Here is a 20,362-nt window from a genome sequence, read left to right as displayed (position 1 = left end):
GGGCGGCGGGAACGCGGACGGGCCGGAAAAGCGCGACAGCGCCACCGGGACAGGTCGGTGGCGCTGCCGCTGGTGTCGTACGACCTCGGCGTGGGGGTGAACGGTACGTACGACTGGCCTTGTGGTCCGGCGGATCCGGACGGGGGCCGGGCCGTCCGGCGGCTTACCGCCCCGGGTGGGGGGTCCGCCGCCGGGCGGGTGTCACTAGGTCGGGTTACGGAAGGCCGCGGACGTGCGGTCCCACCACGTTCGACCAGGCGTTGCCCGCGTGGGCGTCCCAGTTGATGGACCAGGTCATCGCGCCCCGGATGCCGGGGTAGGTCTGGGCCGGGCGGAACGTGCCGCAGTTGGTGCCGCGGGCCAGGCAGTCCAGCGCCGCGGTCACCGTGGACGGGGAGACGTAGCCGCCGCCCGCGCCGCGCGGCGAGGCCGGGACCCCGATACCGATCTGCGACGGGTCGAGGCCGCCCTGGAGCTGGATGCAGGAGAGCGCCGTCAGGAAGTCGACGGTGCCCTGGGAGTAGACCTTGCCGTCACAGCCGAGCATGGCGCCGCTGTTGTAGTACTGGGTGTTGACGACCGTGAGGATGTCCTTGACCGCCAGCGCCAGCTTGAAGTACTCGGTGCCGGTCGACTGCATGTCGAGGGTCTGCGGGGCCATCGTCAGGACCATCCGGGGCCCCGCCTTGGCGGAGAGCTGGCGCAGGGCCTTGGTGAGGTAGGTCGAGTTGATGCCGTGTTCGAGGTCGACGTCGACGCCGTTGAAGCCGTACTCCTGCATCAGCGCGTAGGCGCTGTTGGCGAAGGCGGTCGCGGAGGCGTCGCTGTTGATGGTGACGTTCCCGATCTCACCGCCGACGGAGATGATGACCGACTTGCCCGCGGCCCGCTTGGCGGCGATGTCCGACTTGAACTCGGCGACATTGGCGTAACCGAGCGCCGGGCTCAGGTTGAACGTCAGCTCACCGGGAGTGGTCGTGGCGTCGGCGAAGGCGACGGCGATGATGTCGTAGTTCGGGCTGACGTCGCGGAGCTTCTGGACGGTCGCGCCGTTGTTGAAGTTCTGCCAGTAGCCGGTCACCGCGTGCCGGGGCACGGTCGGGTTGGTGTCCTCGATCCGGGTGCGGACCGTGACCGGCGGGGCCGAGGCGGCGGACTCGCCCGCGGCGTTCGCCGCCGAGACGGTGAACTGGTAGCTGGTGTCGGGGGTCAGTCCGGTGACGGTCGCCGACGTGGTGGTGGCCGTCTGGACCTTCGTCCCGTTCCGGTAGACGTGGTACTGGGTGGCGCCGGCGGAGGCGGTCCAGTTCAGCGGGACCGTGGTGGCCGTCGGGGTGCCCGCGGCGAGTCCGGTCGGGACCGGCGGTACGACCGGCGGCTCCTCGCCGCCGCCTCCGCCGTCCGGGCCGAAGACGCTGACGTCGTCGACGTAGTAGGCGGACTGGCCGTACCAGCCGTGGGTGTAGACCGTCACCGACGTGGTGGAGGCGCCGGTACGGAAGCTGGTGGAGAGCTGGCTCCAGCCGGTGCCGCCGGGCGACCAGGTGGAGACGTCGGTGGTGCCGGTGCCGGAGGCGCCGAGATAGACGAAGCTGCCCTGGACGTGGGCGCTCAGGGTGTAGCTGGAGTTGGGCTTGACCGCGACGGTCTGGCTGCACCGGGCGATGTCACTGCCCGCCGGGGTGCCCTTGAGGGCGGCGGCGCCGGTCCGGACCGGGGTCGAGGTGGTCGCGCCGTTCCCGCCGGTGCAGGTCCAGTTGGCGAGCCCGGTCTCGAAGCCGGAGTTCTTGGCGTTGTTGATGTCCGCGGCCTGGGCCGGGGCCGCGGTGCCGAGCACGGTGAGACCGGCGCCTACGGCGAGCGCCAGGGCTCCGCCGAGCCATCTCCGTGGACGTCTGTCGAATACGTCGAATACCACGTGCTGCCTCCGCAAGTGTGGGGGTGGAGGTACTGGGACGAGGTGAGTGTGGGGGGTGGGGGGATCCGGGAGGACCGGACCGACGACAGGAAGGAGTTAAGGAGAGAACGGGAAAGCCAGGGGCGGAACGGGGGAGAACCGCGTACGTCCGCCGTTCGTTCCCTGAGCCACCGCTTGGCGTAAAACTGGTCCAGACCAATGGGGTTGTCAAGACCTCCGTCAGCGATTGGCGGTCCCGGCTCTCCCCGGGCGGGCCGCCGCCGACCTGCCCGCGACCGGATCGAGCGGCGGCGATTTTCGGCCGATTCCCCGATGGGTACGGAAGAATCGGGCCCCCCGGCCCTTGCGCCGGCCGCTCCGGGGGTATCGGCTGGGGTTCCGGGCCGATCTCCGGCGACTGTTCCGGGGATACGACGGCCTTCACGGGGGTATGTACGGCTCTGGCCTGAGCGGAGCGTGTGCGGGACGGGGCGGTGAGTTCCGGCGGGGTGTTCTCCGGCCGCCACCTCGTGGCTAAAGTGCTGAGGCAGGAGCAGCAGGCAGTACGGAACCGCGGTCACGGACCCCCGTGGGCCGTTGTCGAAACGGGGAACCAGCGTGCCGACCGCAATAGCTGTCACCAGCGCAGATCTGGTGCTACCGCCGATGGATCCGCATACCCCCACGGCGGCGGCGCTGCCGTCCCCCGACGAAGCGCCGCTGGACGACGCCCTGCGGACGGCCGGATTACTGCTGGAGCAGTACGGACATCTCGTCGTGCCCTACCCGGCGTCGATCCCGGTCGCCCACGAACGACGGCTGCACACCGTGCGCTCCATGCTGGAGAGCCCCCGGATCGCCCTGCTCAAGCTGGAACTCCCGCCCCTGGGAGTCGCCGTGATCACCCGCCAGCTCCGGCAGCTCTCGATCTGCGACCTCGGCCCCGGAGTCGTCGCCTCCGCCGCCCGGCTGCTCTCCCACTACGTCTACAGCGGGGCGCTGCTGCACTCGGTGGCCCGGCTCGACCGGGTCCCGGTGGGCCTGAAGTCGCACGCCAAGTCCTGGGTGCCCGGGGCCCAGTTCGCCGTACTGGCCAACCCCCAGCCCGAGCTGATCAGGATCGGCGCGGGCGACCGTACGGGCCCACCGCTCACCGGCCCGGACTTCGCCACCCGGATGGTGATCGCCAAGGGGCAGGCCCAGCCGGACTGGGTCACCGGCACACTCGCCCCCGCCTGGCAGAGCCAGGCCGTGGACGAGGTCCCCCTGCCCACCGACTCGCCCGGCTGGTGGGGCACCGCCAAACTGGTCGAGTTCGCCGCCTTCCTGCCCGATATCTCCATCCTCTACCAGCTCGTCTCCTCCGTCCGCCGGGCGAAGTGCGTCTGGTGCGGGATCGAAGTCATCGGCGACCTCTGTGGATTCTGTTCGGCGCCCGCCGTCCCGGCGGGGCAGGGCCACCAGCTCGAAGCGGGTGGCCCGCGGAACTCCGGTGTCCTGGGCCATGGAACCCCCGCAGGCTGACCACGCCCGCCCGGCCGGGGCAGGACCGACCACGAGTGGAACCGCCGGGCCCCGGGGAGGGCCCGGGGGAGGCCCGCCGTACGCCGCGCGCCGCTTCGGGCCTCCGTACGCCGTACGCGGCCCGGGGCTCTCGTACGCCGTCCACCGCTTCGGTCCTCCGGGTGCCGCGCGCCGCTTCGGGCTTCCGTACGCCGTACGCCGCGCCCGCACCGGCCCCCGCCCGCGCACCTCGCACACTTCGCACCCCCCGCACGTCCCGCGTACCGCACACCCGTCGTCCCTTCCGTTTCCGCGAACGAGGTTCCCCAGCTCATGAATTCACGCCAACGCCGAGGCGTCATCCTGCTCACGATCTCGGTCCTCTGCGCCCTCGCCGCCTTCTTCGGCGTGATCACCGTGATCGGCGACGTGAATTCCAAGGTCGGCCCCGAGGTCACCGCGTACCGGCTGAAATCCGATATCGCGCCCTACACCGCCCTGCGCGCCGACCAGTTCGAGAAGACCGCCATCCCCGAGCGCTGGCTCTCCGACAGCGCCGTCACCGATCTCGCCCACATCCGGGGCCGGATAGCGGTCACCAAGCTCCGCAAGGGGTCCCTCCTCCAGGAGGACATGATCGTCAAGCGCCCGGCGCTGGCCGCGGGGGAGCAGGAGATCGCCATCATGATCGACGCCGCGACCGGGGTCGCCGGGAAGATCGCCCCCGGTGACCTGGTGAATATCTTCGCCACCTTCGAGGGGCGGCGGGACAGCGACCCGGACGAGTCCCGGATCATCGTCTCCAAGGCCCGGGTGATCGACGTCGGCACCCTCACCCCCATCGGCGCCAAGCGCGACGAACGCCGGGACGCCGCCCGTGAGGCCGTCCCCATCACCTTCGCCCTGAACACCGCCGACGCCCAGCGCGTCGCCTACGCGGAGTCCTTCGCCGAGAACGTCCGGCTCGCCCTCCTCTCCAAGGGCAGCCCCGGCGCGCTGAAGCCCGGCGAGAGCACGTACACCCTCGACGAAGACAAGAGCAGGTGAGTACGGGATGACCACACGCATCCTCCCGGCCGTGGGGGACCCGGACGCGGCCCGGTCGGTCACCACCCTGCTCGGCCAGCTGCCGGACGCCGAACCGCTGCCACCGGTCGGCGACTCCACATCGCTGCTCGACCTGCTGGCCCGGCTCGCCGCCGAATCCCTCGACGAACTCCCCGAGGTCGTCCTGGTCCACGAGCGGATCGGCCCGGTCCCGGCGCTGGAGGTGGTCCGGGACATCGCCCTCCGCTTCCCCGCCGTCGGGGTCGTCCTGGTCACCGTGGACGCCGGTCCGGGGCTCTACTCGGCCGCGATGGACTCCGGCGCCCGGGGCCTGATCGGGCTGCCGCTGTCGTACGAGGAACTGGCCCAGCGGGTGCAGTCGGCCGCCGCCTGGTCCACCGGTGTCCGCCGCCACCTCGGGCACGCCGGGGAGCTGGTCGCCGGACCCGGCGGGACCGTCGTCACCGTCAGCGGCGCCAAGGGCGGGGTGGGGACGACGGTCACGGCCGTCCAGCTCGCCCTCGCCGCCCGCGCCTCCGGCCGGACCGTCGCCCTGGTCGACCTCGATCTCCAGGCCGGGGATGTGGCCTCCTATCTCGACGTCCAGTTCCGGCGCTCCGTCGCCGACCTGGCCCAGATCTCCGACATCTCGCCCCGGGTCCTCCAGGACGCCCTCTTCGCCCACCCCACCGGTGTCGGACTGCTGCTCGCCCCCGCCGAGGGCGAACGCGGCGAGGACGTCGGCGACCGGGCCGTACGCCAGATCGTCAGCGCCCTGCGGGGCCGCCACGAGGTGGTGATCGTGGACTGCGGCACCCTGATGACCGGGGGCAACGCGGCGGCGATCGAGATGGCCGATACGACGGTCCTGGTGACCACGCCCGACGTGGTCGCGGTGCGGGCCGCCAAACGCATGGTCCGGATGTGGGACCGGCTCCAGATCCGCAAGGCGGAGGAGACCGTGACCGTCGTCAACCGGCACACCCGGTCCACCGAGATCCAGCCACCGCTGATCGAACGGATCACCGGGACGAAGGTCGCCCGCGCGACGGTACCCGCGGGGTTCAAGGAGCTTCAGCCGGTGATCGACGCGGGCCGGATGCAGGACCTGGAGGCCAAGTCGGCGGTGAAGCAGGCGCTGTGGTCGCTCGCCGGGGAACTCGGCCTGGTCCGCGCCCCGGAGGAGACCGGGGCGGCGAAGACCGGCCGGTTCCGGGGCGACCGCGGCTCCCTCGGCCTCCGCCGCGGGCGGGCCCGGTGACGGCGGCACGCGCGGCGGTACGGGCGCAGGGCCGGAACCGTACCGCCTCCGTGGCCGGTACGGGTCCGGGGGGCGTGCGGTGAGGGGGCCCGGCCGGTCCGTCCGGCGGGCCGCCCGACGCCTCGTACGGCGGCGGACCGGGACCGTACGGCGGCGGTACGACGACCGGGGCCAGGCGGCGATCGAGTTCACCGGGACCATCCCGGTGATCCTGCTGACCATCGGCCTGCTCTGGCAGGCGGCCCTCACCGGCTACACCTTCTCCCTCGCCGGGAACGCGGCCGACGAGGCCGCCCGGGCGGGCGCGGTCGGCGGCGGCGGCGCCTGCGACGCGGCGGCCCGCCGGACGCTCTCCGGCTCCTGGGGGGCCGCCGGTGTCGACTGCCGCTCCGACGGCGATCTGTACCGGGCCACGGTGGAGCTGCGGGTCCCCGCGTTCTTCCCCGGCGGCGGCGATATCGGCCTCACCCTCACCGGCGAGGGCGCGGCGCTCGACGAGAGGGCCGGTGAACGATGACGGCGGGACGCGCGCGAAGGGCGCCGGAGGCGCGGGGAGCGCCGGGGGTGCCGGGGGTGCCGATACCGGGTCCGGCCCGGCGGGTGCGGCCGGTGCCCGGGGCCGCGCCGGTGAATGCCGCCGCACCCGGCCGCGAGACGACGGCCCGGCGGCTGTCCGGCGGTCGTCCGGCGGCGGATCCGGAGCCGGGGCCGGGGGGTTCGCCGGGGGGCGAGGCGCAGGACCGGCGGGCGTACGGCAGTGGTCCGGCAACGGGCCCGGTCGGCTCGCCGGGCCGCGGGCCAGGCGCCCTGACGCGGCTACGGGACCGGGACCGGGCCCGTGACCAGGGACAGGCGGCCATCGAGTTCGCCGGGGTGATCGCCCTGCTCCTCTTCGTCGCCCTCGCCGCGATCCAGGTCGGCATCGTCGCCTACACCGCCCAGCAGGCCGGTACCGCCGCCCGGGCCGCCGCCAGGACCGAGTCCGCCGAGGACGGCTCCGGCCGGGGCGCGGCGGCCGGGCGGGCGGCGATCAGCGGCTGGCTCGCGGACGGCGCCGACTTCGACTCGGGGCGCTGCGCCGACGAGGACGACGAGATATCCGTGACCGCCGTCGTCGACGTGCCGTCGCTGCTGCCCGGCTTCGACCTCGACCCGGCGGTGAGGACCGTGACCATGCCCTGCGACTGAGCCCACTGAGCCGACTGAGCCCACTGAGCCGACTGAGCCCACCGGGCCGACCGCCCCGGACGAGCCCCTACCGGCCGTACGAGCCCCACGGGCCGTACGAGTCGTACGGCACCCGCCGCCGCCCCCCGATCCACCGCACCACCGCATCACCTGGGAGATGACAGACATGAGCCTGAGGGCGCGCATCGGCAGCCCCGAACCGGTCGACGGCCGGGGCGAGGTCGGCCGTCTCGTCGCCGTCTACCGCGCCAAGCTGCTGGAGGAGATCGACCTCGCCGAGATGTCGGCACTCGCCGCCGGTGACCGCCGGATCCGGCTGGAGCGGGTACTCGGCCACATCATCAGCCGCGAGGGCCCGGTCCTCTCCACCGCCGAACGCGCCCAGCTCATCAGGCGCGTGGTGGACGAGGCCCTGGGGCTCGGCATCCTCGAACCGCTGCTGGAGGACGCCTCCATCAGCGAGATCATGGTGAACGGCCCCGACCAGGTCTATGTCGAACGGTCCGGACGGCTGGAACTGCTGCCCATGCGGTTCTCCTCCACCGACCAACTGATGCAGACCATCGAACGCATCGTCTCCATCGTCAACCGCCGGGTGGACGAGGCCAACCCCATGGTGGACGCCCGGCTCCCCTCCGGCGAGCGGGTCAATGTCATCATTCCGCCCCTCTCCCTCAGCGGCCCCATCCTCACCATCCGCCGCTTCCCCCGCGCCTTCACCCTGCCCGAGCTGATCGGCGTCGGATCGCTGGACGAACAGATGACCCTGCTGCTCGCCGGGTTCGTCCGGGCGAAGTTCAATGTGATCGTCTCCGGGGCCACCGGTACCGGGAAGACGACCCTCCTCAACACCCTCTCCGGACTGATCCCTGAGGGCGAACGCGTCGTCACCATCGAGGACTCCGCCGAACTCCGGCTCCAGCAGAGCCATGTCATCACCCTGGAGAGCCGCCCCCCGAACGTCGAGGGCAAGGGCCGGGTCACCATCCGCGACCTGGTCCGCAACTCCCTGCGGATGCGCCCCGACCGGATCATCGTCGGCGAGGTCCGGGGCGGCGAGACGCTCGACATGCTCCAGGCGATGTCCACCGGCCACGACGGATCCCTCGCCACCGTCCACGCCAACAGCGCCGAGGACGCCCTGACGCGGCTCCAGACCCTGGCCTCCATGTCGGAGGTCGAGATCCCGTTCGCGGCGATCAAGGACCAGATCAACAGCGCCGTCGATGTGATCGTGCAGCTCAGCCGGCACGCCGACGGCTCCCGCCGGGTGACGGAGATCGCCGTGGTGGACTCGCACGGCCGCGAGGAGTACCGGATCGTCTCCGTCTGCCGGTTCGAGGCCCTGCCGATGTCGGCCGACGGCCGGGTCCACGGCCGGTTCGTCTACCATCCCGTGCCCCGCCGGATCGCCCAGCGGCTGCATCTGCGGAACGAGGTCCTGCCGCTGGTGTTCGGGGTCGCCGAGAGCGACGACCAGCTCGCCGTCCGGGGGACGCGGGCGCTGTGACCACATCCACGTACGCCACCGCGACCACGTACGCCACCACGTCTCCGGCGCCGCCGCCCGGCGCGAAGCGCCCGTACCGCCGTACGCCCGCGAACCACCGGGACCGGCCGCCCCGCCCGGCCCCCGTCCCCGTAGCCGGTCCCGACTCCGCCCCTGCCCCTGCCCCTGCCCTCGTCCCAGAAGGTTTCCGTCCGCTATGACCACCCCTGTACTCCTCACCCTCTCGGCCGTCCTGCTGGCGGGCGTGTGCGGGGTCCTCGGCGTCCACCACTGGTCCGTCGGCCGGGCCAGGGCGCAGGCGCTCGTCGCCCGGATGTCCCAGACGGGTACGCCCGCCGGGGCAGGCGGCCGTCGTCGCCGGTTCCCCGCCGTCGACCGCAGGGTGCGCCGGACTCGCTACGGCCGCAGGCTCGAACGCCGGATCAGGACCACCGGCCTCGACATCACACCCGGCGAGTACACCGTCGCCACCGCCGCCGTACTCCTCACCGTCTATCTGATCGTCGCCGCCGTCTTCACCCCCTTCTTCGGCGTCCTGGCCGCCTTCGCCGCGCTCTGGGGCGCCGAGTCCTTCCTCACCTGGCAGCAGGCGAAACGGACCGAGGCGTTCATCAACCAGCTCCCCGAACTCGCCCGGGTCCTCGCCAACGCCACCCAGGCCGGGCTCGCGCTCCGGACCGCCCTCGCGATGGCCGCCGACGAACTGGACGACCCGGCGGGCGCCGAACTCGGACTCGTCGCCGACCGGCTCGCCGTCGGCCAGAGCCTGGACGACGCCCTCGCCGAACTCTCCGACCGGCTGCCCTCCCGGGAACTCGTCGTCCTCGTCACGACCCTCGTCCTCGCCAACCGGGCGGGCGGCCAGGTCGTCAGCTCCCTGCGCAATCTGACCCAGACGCTGGAGGAACGGAAGGAGACCCGGCGGGAGGTCACCACCATGCTCTCCCAGATCAAGGTCACCGCCTTCGCCGTACCCCTGCTCGGCTTCGGATTCCTGCTGATGATCAACGCCATGACACCGGGCGCGCTGGACGAGATGACCGGCTCGTTCGCCGGCCAGACGGCCACCCTGATCGCCGTCGGCCTCTACATCCTCGGCGGGCTGATGATCCGCCGGATGTCCCGGATCCAGGTCTGAGGGCGGAAGGAGCCACCACGATGACCGGACTGCTGCTCGCCGCCCTCCTCGCACTCTCGGTGTACGGGATCTTCCACGGGATCCGGATGTACCGCGCCGAGGCCAAACTCCCCGGCGACCTCGTCCTGGCGCTGGAGGTCGGCGCCACCCGCACCACCGCCGTCGGCTCCGGCATCGACCGGCTCGGCATGCGGTACGCCCCCGCCGTCCTCACCGCCATGGGACCCAAACGGGTCGACGCCCTCCGGCGGCGGCTCGACGCGGCGGGCAACCCCGGCGGACTCACCGTCGACCGCTACGCCGCCCGCCGGGCCGTCTACGGCGCCCTCGGCGTCGCCGCCGCCTTCTCGATGCTGCTGCGCGGCGAGTTCCTGGTCGCCGCCCTGGCCCTGGTCTTCGGACTGACCTGGACCGATGTGATCATCCGGGCCGCGATCCGCCGCCGCCGCGCCGATATCGAACGCACCCTCCCCGACTTCCTCGACGTACTCGCCGTCGTCGTCTCCGCCGGACTCGGCTTCCGGCAGGCGCTGGAGAGGGTCGCGGAGAAGTACCGGGGGCCGTGGGCCGACGAGATCCGGATCACCCTCCGTCAGATGGACATGGGCGTCAGCCGCCGCGACGCCTTCGACCAACTGCGCAGACGTAACGACAGCGAGCAGGTGTCGATGTTCGTCACGGCACTCCAGCAGGGGGAGGAACTGGGCGCCCCGATCGTGGAGACGCTGATCCAGATCGCCACCGACATGCGGCGTACGGACGCCCAGAACGCCCGGCGCGACGCCGCCCGGGCCATCCCCAAGGCGACCCTCGTGGTCACCCTGGTCATGTTGCCCGCCACGATGATTCTGATCGTGATGAGCTTCTACTACGGATCGGGCGTCGACCTCGCCGACGTCCTCGGCGGCTGAGCGCCGTGGACTCCCGGCCCGGACTGCCGCCCAGGCACACCCGGCGGCCCGGACTCCCCGCCGTACGCGGCGAGTTCGGCCCACCGTCTTCGCTTTCGCAATCGGATGTGGGACATTCGACGGCGGACCCCGGTACGCCCGGCGGGCCGTCCACCGTCACCACCGGGCCGAACGAGCGGGAGGGGGAGCCCGTGACACCACCAGCTCCCGACCCGTCGCGGGACGCCCCGTCGAACACCCTCGGCGCCCCCGGACGGCCGTTCCCCGAAACCCCGCCGTCCGCACCCGCGGACACCCCCTCCGACCCCGGCCGAAATCGGCTGTTAGCTCATCAACTCGCCGCCTCAGAAGGACGTTGGGCCCTTGGCCCCCTTCGCAACGGTTCTGCCACGTCATACAGTGCAGGCGACGCTGTCCGTACGTACCGCGAGGAAGCCGTCACGGCGGGTGGTGTCATGGACCGGTACGAGCCGGGCGGGTGTCGTGGCGCCTCCGGCGTCGAAGGGGAAGACGATGGCGAACGACGTGACGCTGAAGGCCCTGGTCAAGACCCGGGTCCACCTCGCGGCCTGGACGGCCGTCAGGACCCGGGCACTGAAGGAACGACGGGACCGGGGGCAGGGGGCGGTGGAGTACGTGGGGGTGATCGTGCTGGTCGGCCTGATCATCGCGGCCATCGTCGGAACCGGGGTGCACCGGGACATCGCCACCGGCCTCAAGGAGAAGGTGAGCGACATCCTCGGCAGCGGCGGCGGCAAGTAGCCGCCACGACGCGGCGGTCGGCCGGTGGACCGTACGCCCGGGACGACACCGGCCAGGCGGCCCCGCTGTACATCACGATGGTGGCCCTGGTCCTGTTCGCCGCCCTCGCGTTCTTCGTGGTCGGACAGGCGGGCGCCAACCGCAACGGCACCCAGTCCGCGGCGGACGCCGCCGCGCTCGCCGCCGCCCAGGAGTCCCGGGACCGGATCGGGGACGAACTCTGGCAGCCGCCGATCGACGCGGACTTCCTCCGCAGGCTGCTCGAAGGTGACTTCTCGGACCCCTCGGGCGCGCCCTGCGGGGCGGCGACCGGGCTCGCGCAGGCCAACGAGGCCACGGTGGACAGCTGCGGCGCCCTCACGGACGGGCGCTGGGGATTCACCGTACGGACCCGCTCGCAGAACCCGGTCGGCGACACCGTCGTGCCCGGCACCGAGAGCGAGCACGGCGAGGCGCGGGCGACGGCCGTCGTGGAGTCCCGGTGCGACTTCGAACCCGCGCCGCCTCCGGAGCCCGCGCCGTCGACCGACCCCACGGCGCCGCCGGAGGGCGAGGAGCCGCCCGAGGAGGGCGAGGAGCCGCCCGAGAAGCCGCCACTGGGCGAGCTGCGCTGCGACGAAGGCGATTTCACGATCGACCCCGAACGGCCGGACTCCTTCCCCGAGATGTCCGACCTCCTCGCCGTACGGCTCGCCGAGGACTGACCGTGAACCCACACGAAGGAACAGCACTGATGAGGACCCGGCACGGAGCAAGGCCCCTGAGCAGAACCGGTACGGCGGCCGCCGCCCTGACGGCGGTCGCCCTGATGTTCTCCCTCACCGCCTGCGGACTCGGCGACTCCGGCGACGGGGACGACAAGGGCTCGGACCCCGCGCCCGCGGGCAGCGCCGAACAGCCGGGACAGCGGGACGACGGCGGGAACACGGAGCAGACGTCGGACGGCGCCACCGGCGGGGACGGGGAGACCAAGGGCCCGCTGGCGACCATCACCGGCGCCAACGGCTTCCAGCTCACCTTCCAGAGCGCCGAACGCGACAGCGGGGGCTTTCTCACCGTCTCAGGCGTCCTCAAGAACGGTGGCGGCAAGAGCCAGTTCCCCCCGCTCGACTGGAGCGGCAACGAGACCAAGGTCAGCCAGACGGGCCCGTCGCTCGCGGGGATGACTCTGGTCGACAAGACCAGCAAGAAGCGCTACTACGTCTTGCGGGACACGGACAACAACCCCCTCACCACCACCGGCCTCAGCACCATGAAGCCCGGCCAGAGCCTCGACTTCTTCGCCCAGTACCCGGCACCGCCAGCCGCCACCAAGTCCGTGGACGTGCTGCTGCCGCTGATGCCGACCGCCACGATCGGGCTGTCATGACCGGCCGTACGCGCCCCGGGGCCCGCCGCCCCGCCGCCGTCGCGGTCGCCGCGGTGGTCCTGGTGACGGGCGTCCAGCTCTCCGGCGCGTCCCCGGCGTCCGCCGACGGGAAACGCCCCGCACAGGCGCCCGCCGGGACCACCGATGCCTCCGAACTGCCCCGGATCGACCCCACCGACCCCGGTCTGAAGATGCGGGACGGCGCGACGCTCGCCGCGCCGCGCGTCCTGGACATCGTCTCCATCGTGGAGACCGAGGGCGGCGAGGAGCGGCGCGAGGAGACCACCACGTCCCTCACCCTCGCCCTCCAGGCCGAGGTGCTGTTCGGTAAGAACAGCTCGGCGCTCTCCCCGCAGGCGTCCGGCCGGATCGCCGCCATCGTCAACGAGATCCGGAAGAACCGGCCCAACCGGGTCCGGGTCTTCGGCTTCACCGACGACCTCGGGACGTACGAACACGGCCAGAAGCTCTCCACGGAGCGCGCCCAGGCCGTGCACCGGGCGGTGAGCGGCCAGCTCGACGACCCCGCCGTCACCTACGAGGTCCGCGGCTACAGCGAGGACTACCCGATCGCCGACAACTCCACCGAGGACGGCCGCCGGAAGAACCGCCGGGTCGAGATCACCTTCCCCACGGGCGCCGGCGGCTGACGCGCCTGTCTTCGGTGAGTGGGAGACCCTCAGCGGCTCGGCCCTCCTGGGCTCCGCGCGCCCAGCGGCCCGCTGCTGTTCGCGGTCCGCGGACCGCATGTGGTTGCTCGCGCAGTTCCGCCCCCTATGCCTTCGGCAATGGGGGGACCCCCAGCGCCACCTAATGCTCTCCCCGGCACCGCCCCTGGGAAAGGGGCCCGTCTCTCGGCGAGGGCGATCAGGAAAGCAACCGGGGGCGCGGGGAACTGCGCGAACGGCCCACGACGGCGCGAGGTCGCCCGACTGGCTTGCCTTGCTGGGCGGATGGCGCAGGCCTCACCCGGAGGGCCTCGTTGTCGAAGGTCGTACCGGTCATACAGGTGTCCGTCCGCGCGCTGTACGCTGCGCCCCGGTCGGGGTCCGCGCGGACCGGCCCCGCCCGCCGGGGAGTCGGCGGCCGTGCGGAGTGAGCGGATCGAGTGGACCGAGGAGCGGACGGGATGGTTCCTGGCCGGGTGGTGAGCGCCGTGACGGCAGCGGCGGGGGCGGCGGCGAGGGAGCCGGACGACCGGCGGGGCCGCCGGATCACGGCGAGGCTGCGACGGCTGGCGATACGGGCCGCCGCCCTGCTGGCCTGCGCCACGGCGGGCCCGCTCGCGGCCCCGGACCCGGCGTCGGCCGCCGAGACGGTCGAGCCGTACGAGACCGCCCCGGACGCCCGGCCGGTCACCGGCGGTACCAGTGGCGACGAGGGGCCCCTGCTGCGGCCGGGTACGTACACCGACACCGTCGCCGCGGGGGAGCGCAAGACGTACCGGGTACGGCTCGACGGGACGTCCAACGCCTATCTGTCGGCGGTTCTCGCGCCGCCGCCCGGGACCCGGGTCGCCGAGTCCGACGGTATCCGGATCGGGCTCGTCTCCTCCGGCGGGACGGAGTGCAGCGACAGTACGAACATCACCTTCGACACCCCCGTCGCCCGGCCCGTCGCCGACTACGCGACCCGGCGGATCGGGCCGGGCCGGAAGTGCCAGGCGCCGGGCGAGTACCTGTACACGGTCGAGTCGATGGGTGACGTCCGTGACTGGCCCGTGGAGATCCGGTTCATGCTGGAGCCCGGACTGCGCGCGGGCGAGAAGTTCCCGGAGCCGCCCGATGACGACTCGTATCCGAGCAGTGCGCCCGGGATGCCGTCGGGGGCGCCCCGGGACGTCGAGGGCGGTACGGGCTTCAACGACGCCCCCGCCACCGGTGAGGGCGCCTGGCGGGACGAACTCCGCCCGGGGGAGAGCCGGTTCTACCGGGTGCCGGTCGACTGGGGGCAGCGGCTCTTCCTCGACGCGGCGCTCTCCGGCCGTGGCCCCGGTGACGATCTGCGGATGACGGTCTTCAACACGGCGCGCGGCTACGTCCAGAGCGCCGACGCGGCGGGCCGGGACGGCGCGGTCGCCCTGGGCACGGCGCCCGCGGCGTTCGGGAACCGGACCGCCAACCGCAACGAGATCGGCGCGATGCGCTTCTCCGGCTGGTACTTCGTCCGGGTCACCCGCGAGTCGGCGGGCGACGGCGGGCAGGACGCGGGGGACGGCGCGGCACGGCTCACCCTGAAGGTGGCCGTGACGGGCAAGCCGGACGGCGCGCCGCCGTACGCGGCCGACCCCGTCGCCGCGGGCTTCGGTGTCACCGATGCCGACCGCGAGGCCGCCCGGCAGGGGCTGACCGGCCGGGAGTCCGACCGCCGGGCGGTGATGCGGGTGATCGCCCTGACCGGGTTCGGCGCCGGTACGGCCCTGCTGCTCGGCCTGGCCGGCTGGACGGTCCTCCTGCGCCGCAGACTCGCCCGTACGCCCCCGCCGCCCTGGGACCCGGCGGCGTCCTGACCGCCCGAACGGTGCGGCGACCGGACCGTGACCGCGTACCGACCCGCCCGCCCGCCGTACGAACCCCGGCGCTACGAGTCCGGTTCCACCCGCAGCCGTACGCCCGGCCGGATGCCCCAGGCGGCCATCGCCCCGGCCTCCGCCTCCAGGACGTGCCGGGCGCGGAGGCGGGGGAGTGCCAGCCGGTGCGGGCGCAGGGTGTGCAGGGCCACGACCCGCAGCTCCCGGTCCAGATACGCCACGTCGACGGCGAACCGCATCCCCAGGGTGTGGACCGCGTTGCAGGGGGTCAGCAGCAGGGCGCCGGTGATCCCGTCGCGGCCGAGGAGGCCCCGGCGGCGGGTGCCGTAGGACGCCGCGATCTCCACCGGGACGACCACCCCGCCCCCGTCGCTCCCGCCGTCGCCGTCCGTGATCCGCAAGGTGCCCGTACCGCACCGCCATCGCTGTCCTCGCCCCATGACGGACGACCCTAGGACTTTTCCGTGCCCCACCGCCCCGGGGGCCGGAACCGGACGCTTCCGTACCGGCCTTTGGGACATACGGGCAACGGCCCGGCCGGGCCCGTCGTGGCGGCCTACGCTCTGAGCCGTGTACGTCACGCTGATCGCCGTCGCCGCCCTCTGGGGCGCGGGTACCGGTCTGTTGGTGCCCCGGGCCGTGTACCGGCTCGCCGTCGAGCCCGACGAGGCGTGGCGCGACGCCTGCCCCGACGGGCACCCTCTCACCGGACCGGCGGGCGGCTGGCTCGGCGGGCCCGGCTGCCGGGCCGAGGGCGCGGCGGGCGGACACGGCAGGGTCGTCGGCGTCCGGGGCGCGCACGGCCCCGCCGTCGTCGCCGCGGGTGCCTGCGCGCTGCTGGCCGCCGCCACCGGGCCCCGGCCCGAACTCGCGGTCTGGCTGCTGCTGGTGCCGTTCGCCACGGTGCTGGCCCAGGTCGACATCCGGGTGCACCGGCTGCCCGACCGGCTCACCCTGCCGCTGGCCGCCGGGGCGGCCGGACTGCTGGGGGCCGTCGCGCCGCTGCCCGGCGCCGCGGGTTCCTGGCCGACGGCGCTGCTCGGCGGGGCCGCCCTGGGCGCCGGGTACTTCGTCCTCTTCCTGCTGCACCCCGGCGGGCTGGGCTTCGGCGATGTGAAGCTGGCGCTCGGGCTCGGTGTCGTACTCGGCTGGTACGGCTGGTCCGTGCTGCTGGCGGGTGCCTGCGCCGGATTCCTGTTCGGATCGGTGTACGGGCTGGGACTGATGGTCCGGGGCCGCGCGGGCCGCCGGGACGCGATCCCCTTCGGCCCGTTCATGATCGTGGGGGCGTTCACGGGCGTGGTCGCCGGAGCCCTCGCCGTACCGGTCTGACCCGCCCCGGTTCCGGCTCCCCACCGGTCCTGTCCGACACACACCCGGAGCTGAACGGACCGGCCACCGCCCCGGTCTAGCATCCGAATGTATGCGGACATTCTCTGACAACTCGGTAGTGCGGCGCGGGGCGCGGCGCCTCTCCGGCAGCCCCCCGGTACCCGCCGCCGCACCCCTGCCGGAACCCGGCCCGAGTCCTGGCCCGGGCCCCGGCTCGGGCTCTGATTCGGGCCCCGGTCCGCGCCGTGGTCCGCGTCCCGGTTCGCGGCTCGCGCCACGACTCCCCGCCGCCCTGCTGCCCTGGGCCTGGGCCGCCGTACTCCTCGCGCTCTACGCCACCGTGTCCGTACGCCGTCATCTGCTGCTCCGGACCACCGGCTACGACCTCGGCATCTTCGAGCAGGCCGTCCGCGCCTACGCCCGGTTCCAGCCCCCCGTGGTGCCCCTGCGCGGCGAGGGCTTCAACCTCCTCGGCGACCACTTCCACCCGGCGATCGCCGTCCTCGCGCCCCTCTACCGGCTCTGGCCGTCCCCGCTCGCCCTGCTCACCGCGCAGGCCGCGCTGATCGCCGTCGCCGTCGTCCCGCTGGCCGGCTGGGCGCTGGAGACGCTCGGCCGCCGCGCCGCCCATGCCGTCGCCCTGGTCTACGGCCTCAGTTGGGGCGTCGCGTCCGCCGTCGCCTTCGACTTCCACGAGGTGGCGCTCGCGGTACCGCTCGTCTCGTACGCCGTCGTGGCGCTCGGCCGCCGCCGCTGGCGGGCCGCCGTCCTCTGGGCCGCGCCCCTGGTACTGATCAAGGAGGACCTGGGGCTGACCGTCGCCGCCGTCGGCGCGTACATCGCCTGGAAGGGCCCCCGGCGGCTCGGACTGCTCACGGCCGTCGCCGGACTCGCCGCCTCCGCCGTGGAGATCGAGCTGCTGCTGCCCGCCTTCAATCCGGCGGGCGGCTACGCCCACGGCGGCAACCTCCCCGACGACGCCCGGACGTCCCTGCTGACGACCGTCGCCCTCGCCCCGCTGGACGCGCTCCGCCCCGACGTCAAGGCGGTCACCCTCGTCCTGGTCTTCGCGCCCTCCGCGCTGCTCGCCCTGCGCTCACCGCTCGCCCTGCTGACGGTGCCCACCCTGGCCTGGCGGATGCTCTCCGAGAACGGCTTCCACTGGGGCACGTCCTTCCACTACAGCGTCGTCCTGATGCCGGTCGTGACCGCCGGACTGATCGACGCGCTGCGCCACTGGCGTACGGCCCCGGCCCCGGCCACGACTCCTGGCCCGGCACCGGAGACGGGTACCGCTGCCGGCCGTCCGCCCGCCGCCCGCCATATCCGGGCGTCCCTGGCCACGGCGCTCGCCGTGACCGCGGTGATACTGCCGAGCTTCCCCCTCGCCCTGCTCGCCCAGCGGGCCACCTGGCGCACCACCGAGCACGTCGAGGCGGCCGGGGCGCTGCTCGCCCGGATCCCGGACGGGGCGACGGTGGCCGCGAGTAACCGGCTCGTGCCCCAGCTCACGGCCCGGACCGAGGTCGTCCTCTTCCCCACCTTCCCGGTGGGCTCCCGGCTCTACGAGTACGACCGCGCGACCCTGCCGAGGCCCACCGCCGAGTGGATCGTCCACGACCGCCGGGCCCCGCACGCCTGGCCGTACCGGGCGGGCCACTGGCCCTATCCGCCCGAACAGCAGCTCGCCGAACTGGACCGGGCCCGGCTCGTGTACGGCTATCGCGAGGTCGCCGAACGCGACGGCATCACCCTGCTCAGGCTCGGCCCGCCCCGGGTCCCCGGCGCCCACGGCTGACCACCGCCCGGCGGGCGGAAATACCCCGGGCCCCGGGATTGTTCCCCCTTCGGGCCCCGGCGGCCCCGCCCGATCCCGGACCGTACGAGGAGTCAGTTGCCCGTGGCCGTACGCAAACCGTTCTACGACTGTGGGCTCGACGCGGCCGTCGATGTGGTCGGCGGCAAATGGAAGCCGCTGATCCTGTGGGTGCTGGACGCCGAGGGGCCGGTGCGGTTCGGCGTGATGCGGCGGGCGCTCACCGGGGTGAGCGAGAAGGTGCTGATCCAGCAGCTGCGGGAGCTGGAAGCGGACGGAGTCGTCCACCGCGAGGTCTATCCGGAGGTGCCGCCCCGGGTGGAGTACTCCCTCACCCCCCTGGGGGAGTCCCTCAACAAAGCCCTGGAGCCGCTGGGGGAGTGGGGCCGGATCTATATGGACGAGATCGTCGCCAACAAGACCCGCGTGGCGTAGCGCCCCCCGCCCCGTTCCACGGCGACGGCCGACGCGCCGCCCCGGCGACCGCCGGAACCCCGCCGGAAGCCGGTCCGCCGTCAACTCGCCGCCCCTCGGGGGTTCCCCCTTCGGGGGACGCGCCGGACGGCGCCCGAAGGGCCGCCGCGCCACCGCCGTTCGGTGCGAACCCCTCGAAATCCCCGGGAATACGGGGTTCGCGCCCGCGTACGCTCCGCCGTTCGACTCAACCTGACGGCGAAACCCGCCCCCGGCGCCCCGTCAGTGGCGTCCGGCGGCGGGCATCTCGCGTTATGGTGGAAACCCCCCCTCGGGCCGGTCCGTATCCCCCCCACGGACCGGCCCGGTTCTTTTTCCGGCCCCGACGGCGGGGGCGCGGCCGGTCACGGCCACCCCACCCGGGCCGCCGCACCCCGCGTACCGGCTGCCGCGCACCGGTCGCCCGGTCGCCGCTCATGTACCGCCCGCGCGGAGCCCTGCTTCAGCCGGAGCCGTACGCCCCGCCGCCGGACCCCGGAGCCGTCAGCCCAGGCCGCGCCCGGCCCAGATGTTCGTCCCCTCGGTGTCCACCGCGAGGGTGTCGATCTCCGCCAGCTCGGCGGCGGTCAGGGGCGCCGCGGTCAGCGCGGCCACGTTCTCCTCCAGCTGGGCCACGCTGGAGGCGCCGATCAGCGCCGAGGTCATCCGGGGATCCCGCAGCACCCAGCTGAGCGCCAGCTGGGCCAGCGACTGGTCGCGGCGGGCCGCGATGTCGTTCAGCCCGTTCAGCCGCCGCACGACGTCGTCCGAGAGCAGCCCCGGGTCGAGCGACTTCCCCTGGGTGGCCCGCGAGCCCTCCGGGATCCCCTTCAGGTACTTGCCGGTGAGCAGCCCCTGGGCGAGCGGGACGAAGGCGATGCAGCCCATCCCCGCGGTCTCCAGGGTGTCGAGCAGTCCGTCGTGCTCGATCCAGCGGTTGATCATCGAGTAGGACGGCTGGTGGATCAGGGCCGGGACGCCCATCTCGCGGAGCAGCCGGGCGGCCTCGGCGGTCTGCTCGGCGTTGTACGAGGACACGCCCGCGTAGAGCGCCTTGCCCTGGCGCACGGCCGTGGCCAGCGCGCCCATCGTCTCCTCCAGCGGAGTCTCCGGGTCGAAGCGGTGCGAGTAGAAGATGTCGACGTACTCCAGGCCCATCCGGCTCAGGGACGCGTCCAGCGACGAGAGGAGGTACTTCCGCGAACCCCACTCCCCGTACGGCCCGGAATGCATCAAATATCCGGCTTTGGTGGAAATGATGAGTTCATCCCGGTAGGCCGAGAAGTCCTGGCCGAAGATCTTCCCGAAGTTCAGCTCGGCCGAGCCGGGCGGCGGGCCGTAGTTGTTCGCCAGGTCGAAGTGGGTGACGCCCAGGTCGAAGGCGCGCCGCAGGATCGCCCGCTGCGAGTCGAGCGTGCGGTCGTCCCCGAAGTTGTGCCAGAGGCCCAGCGAGACGGCGGGCAGTTTCAGCCCGGACCGGCCCGTACGGCGGTACTCCATGGCGTCGTAACGGTCGTCGGCGGCGAGATACGTGGAGGAATCAGTCACGTATCTCTCCTTATCACGGACTTGTGACAGACCGGGTTGGGCCGTGGTGGCCGGTCCGCAGTACTGTGGCGGCTTCAAGGGATTCGCCGCACGGCCC

The 20,362-nt window shown here is 73.1% G+C and carries 18 protein-coding genes and 1 pseudogene; 16 read left to right on the top strand and 3 right to left on the bottom strand.

Annotation, left to right across the window (positions count from 1 at the left end; translation table 11 throughout):
• Positions 1 to 214 precede the first annotated feature (214 nt).
• Positions 215 to 1,918 carry a glycosyl hydrolase family 18 protein gene (locus AB0G74_RS02140; RefSeq protein WP_361139387.1) on the bottom strand — a complete coding sequence of 568 codons (1,704 nt, stop codon included), beginning with the start codon at positions 1,916 to 1,918 and terminating at the stop codon, positions 215 to 217.
• A 645-nt stretch (positions 1,919 to 2,563) separates the two neighbouring features.
• Here AB0G74_RS02140 and AB0G74_RS02135 point away from each other — a divergent pair.
• From AB0G74_RS02135 to AB0G74_RS02075, 13 genes and pseudogenes are all read left to right on the top strand, one after another.
• On the top strand, positions 2,564 to 3,421 hold the full coding sequence (locus tag AB0G74_RS02135; RefSeq protein WP_361139531.1) for a hypothetical protein: 858 nt from the start codon (positions 2,564 to 2,566) through the stop codon (positions 3,419 to 3,421).
• Between the two features lie 312 nt (positions 3,422 to 3,733).
• Complete coding sequence (cpaB, locus tag AB0G74_RS02130; protein WP_361139385.1) at positions 3,734 to 4,447, top strand: Flp pilus assembly protein CpaB; 714 nt, start codon at positions 3,734 to 3,736, stop codon at positions 4,445 to 4,447.
• A gap of 7 nt (positions 4,448 to 4,454) precedes the next feature.
• Positions 4,455 to 5,708 carry a P-loop NTPase gene (locus tag AB0G74_RS02125; protein ID WP_361139383.1) on the top strand — a complete coding sequence of 418 codons (1,254 nt, stop codon included), beginning with the start codon at positions 4,455 to 4,457 and terminating at the stop codon, positions 5,706 to 5,708.
• Positions 5,709 to 5,787: 79 nt separating this feature from the next.
• Positions 5,788 to 6,225, top strand: a complete 438-nt coding sequence (locus AB0G74_RS02120) for a TadE/TadG family type IV pilus assembly protein (protein WP_361139381.1) — start codon at positions 5,788 to 5,790, stop codon at positions 6,223 to 6,225.
• Positions 6,226 to 6,335: 110 nt separating this feature from the next.
• Entirely contained in the window at positions 6,336 to 6,896 is a 561-nt protein-coding gene (locus AB0G74_RS02115; RefSeq protein ID WP_361139379.1) for a TadE/TadG family type IV pilus assembly protein, read from the top strand.
• A gap of 166 nt (positions 6,897 to 7,062) precedes the next feature.
• Positions 7,063 to 8,406 carry a CpaF family protein gene (locus AB0G74_RS02110; protein ID WP_361139529.1) on the top strand — a complete coding sequence of 448 codons (1,344 nt, stop codon included), beginning with the start codon at positions 7,063 to 7,065 and terminating at the stop codon, positions 8,404 to 8,406.
• A gap of 196 nt (positions 8,407 to 8,602) precedes the next feature.
• Positions 8,603 to 9,544, top strand: a complete 942-nt coding sequence (locus AB0G74_RS02105; protein ID WP_361139376.1) for a type II secretion system F family protein — start codon at positions 8,603 to 8,605, stop codon at positions 9,542 to 9,544.
• Between the two features lie 20 nt (positions 9,545 to 9,564).
• Positions 9,565 to 10,455 carry a DUF5936 domain-containing protein gene (locus AB0G74_RS02100; protein ID WP_361139373.1) on the top strand — a complete coding sequence of 297 codons (891 nt, stop codon included), beginning with the start codon at positions 9,565 to 9,567 and terminating at the stop codon, positions 10,453 to 10,455.
• 513 nt (positions 10,456 to 10,968) lie between these two features.
• Complete coding sequence (locus tag AB0G74_RS02095; protein ID WP_361139526.1) at positions 10,969 to 11,217, top strand: hypothetical protein; 249 nt, start codon at positions 10,969 to 10,971, stop codon at positions 11,215 to 11,217.
• A 62-nt stretch (positions 11,218 to 11,279) separates the two neighbouring features.
• Positions 11,280 to 11,921: pseudogene (locus AB0G74_RS02090) on the top strand (pilus assembly protein TadG-related protein); the annotation flags it as partial.
• Positions 11,922 to 11,950: 29 nt separating this feature from the next.
• The gene (locus AB0G74_RS02085) at positions 11,951 to 12,586 is read left to right on the top strand and encodes a hypothetical protein (RefSeq protein WP_361139371.1); all 636 of its coding nucleotides are present in this window, start codon (positions 11,951 to 11,953) and stop codon (positions 12,584 to 12,586) included.
• Positions 12,583 to 13,236, top strand: a complete 654-nt coding sequence (locus AB0G74_RS02080) for an OmpA family protein (RefSeq protein ID WP_361139368.1) — start codon at positions 12,583 to 12,585, stop codon at positions 13,234 to 13,236. Before AB0G74_RS02085 ends, AB0G74_RS02080 begins: the two co-directional genes overlap by 4 nt.
• Before the next feature lie 479 nt (positions 13,237 to 13,715).
• Positions 13,716 to 15,095 (top strand): hypothetical protein, encoded by a 1,380-nt coding sequence (locus AB0G74_RS02075; RefSeq protein ID WP_361139365.1) that lies wholly within the window; start codon positions 13,716 to 13,718, stop codon positions 15,093 to 15,095.
• Positions 15,096 to 15,166: 71 nt separating this feature from the next.
• Here the strand turns inward: AB0G74_RS02075 and AB0G74_RS02070 are convergent, their stop codons facing one another.
• Complete coding sequence (locus AB0G74_RS02070; protein WP_361139362.1) at positions 15,167 to 15,556, bottom strand: DUF192 domain-containing protein; 390 nt, start codon at positions 15,554 to 15,556, stop codon at positions 15,167 to 15,169.
• A 130-nt stretch (positions 15,557 to 15,686) separates the two neighbouring features.
• Here AB0G74_RS02070 and AB0G74_RS02065 point away from each other — a divergent pair, with 130 nt between their 5' ends.
• The 3 genes from AB0G74_RS02065 to AB0G74_RS02055 all read left to right on the top strand — a co-directional run bounded on the left by AB0G74_RS02065 (position 15,687) and on the right by AB0G74_RS02055 (position 18,699).
• A complete protein-coding gene (locus tag AB0G74_RS02065; RefSeq protein ID WP_361139359.1) occupies positions 15,687 to 16,448 on the top strand; it encodes an A24 family peptidase in 762 nt (253 codons plus the stop codon).
• Between the two features lie 91 nt (positions 16,449 to 16,539).
• Entirely contained in the window at positions 16,540 to 18,246 is a 1,707-nt protein-coding gene (locus AB0G74_RS02060) for a DUF2079 domain-containing protein (RefSeq protein WP_361139357.1), read from the top strand.
• A 102-nt stretch (positions 18,247 to 18,348) separates the two neighbouring features.
• Entirely contained in the window at positions 18,349 to 18,699 is a 351-nt protein-coding gene (locus AB0G74_RS02055) for a helix-turn-helix domain-containing protein (RefSeq protein WP_361139354.1), read from the top strand.
• 522 nt (positions 18,700 to 19,221) lie between these two features.
• On the opposite strand, the gene mgrA is transcribed toward AB0G74_RS02055, so the two are convergent.
• Positions 19,222 to 20,265 (bottom strand): L-glyceraldehyde 3-phosphate reductase, encoded by a 1,044-nt coding sequence (gene mgrA / locus AB0G74_RS02050; protein WP_361139351.1) that lies wholly within the window; start codon positions 20,263 to 20,265, stop codon positions 19,222 to 19,224.
• Positions 20,266 to 20,362 lie beyond the last annotated feature (97 nt).

This window comes from Streptomyces sp. NPDC020875 (genome assembly GCF_040641415.1).
Lineage (GTDB): Bacteria > Actinomycetota > Actinomycetes > Streptomycetales > Streptomycetaceae > Streptomyces.
The sequence above is the reverse complement of the archived record's forward strand: the minus strand, read 5'-3'. Positions and strand labels throughout refer to the sequence as shown.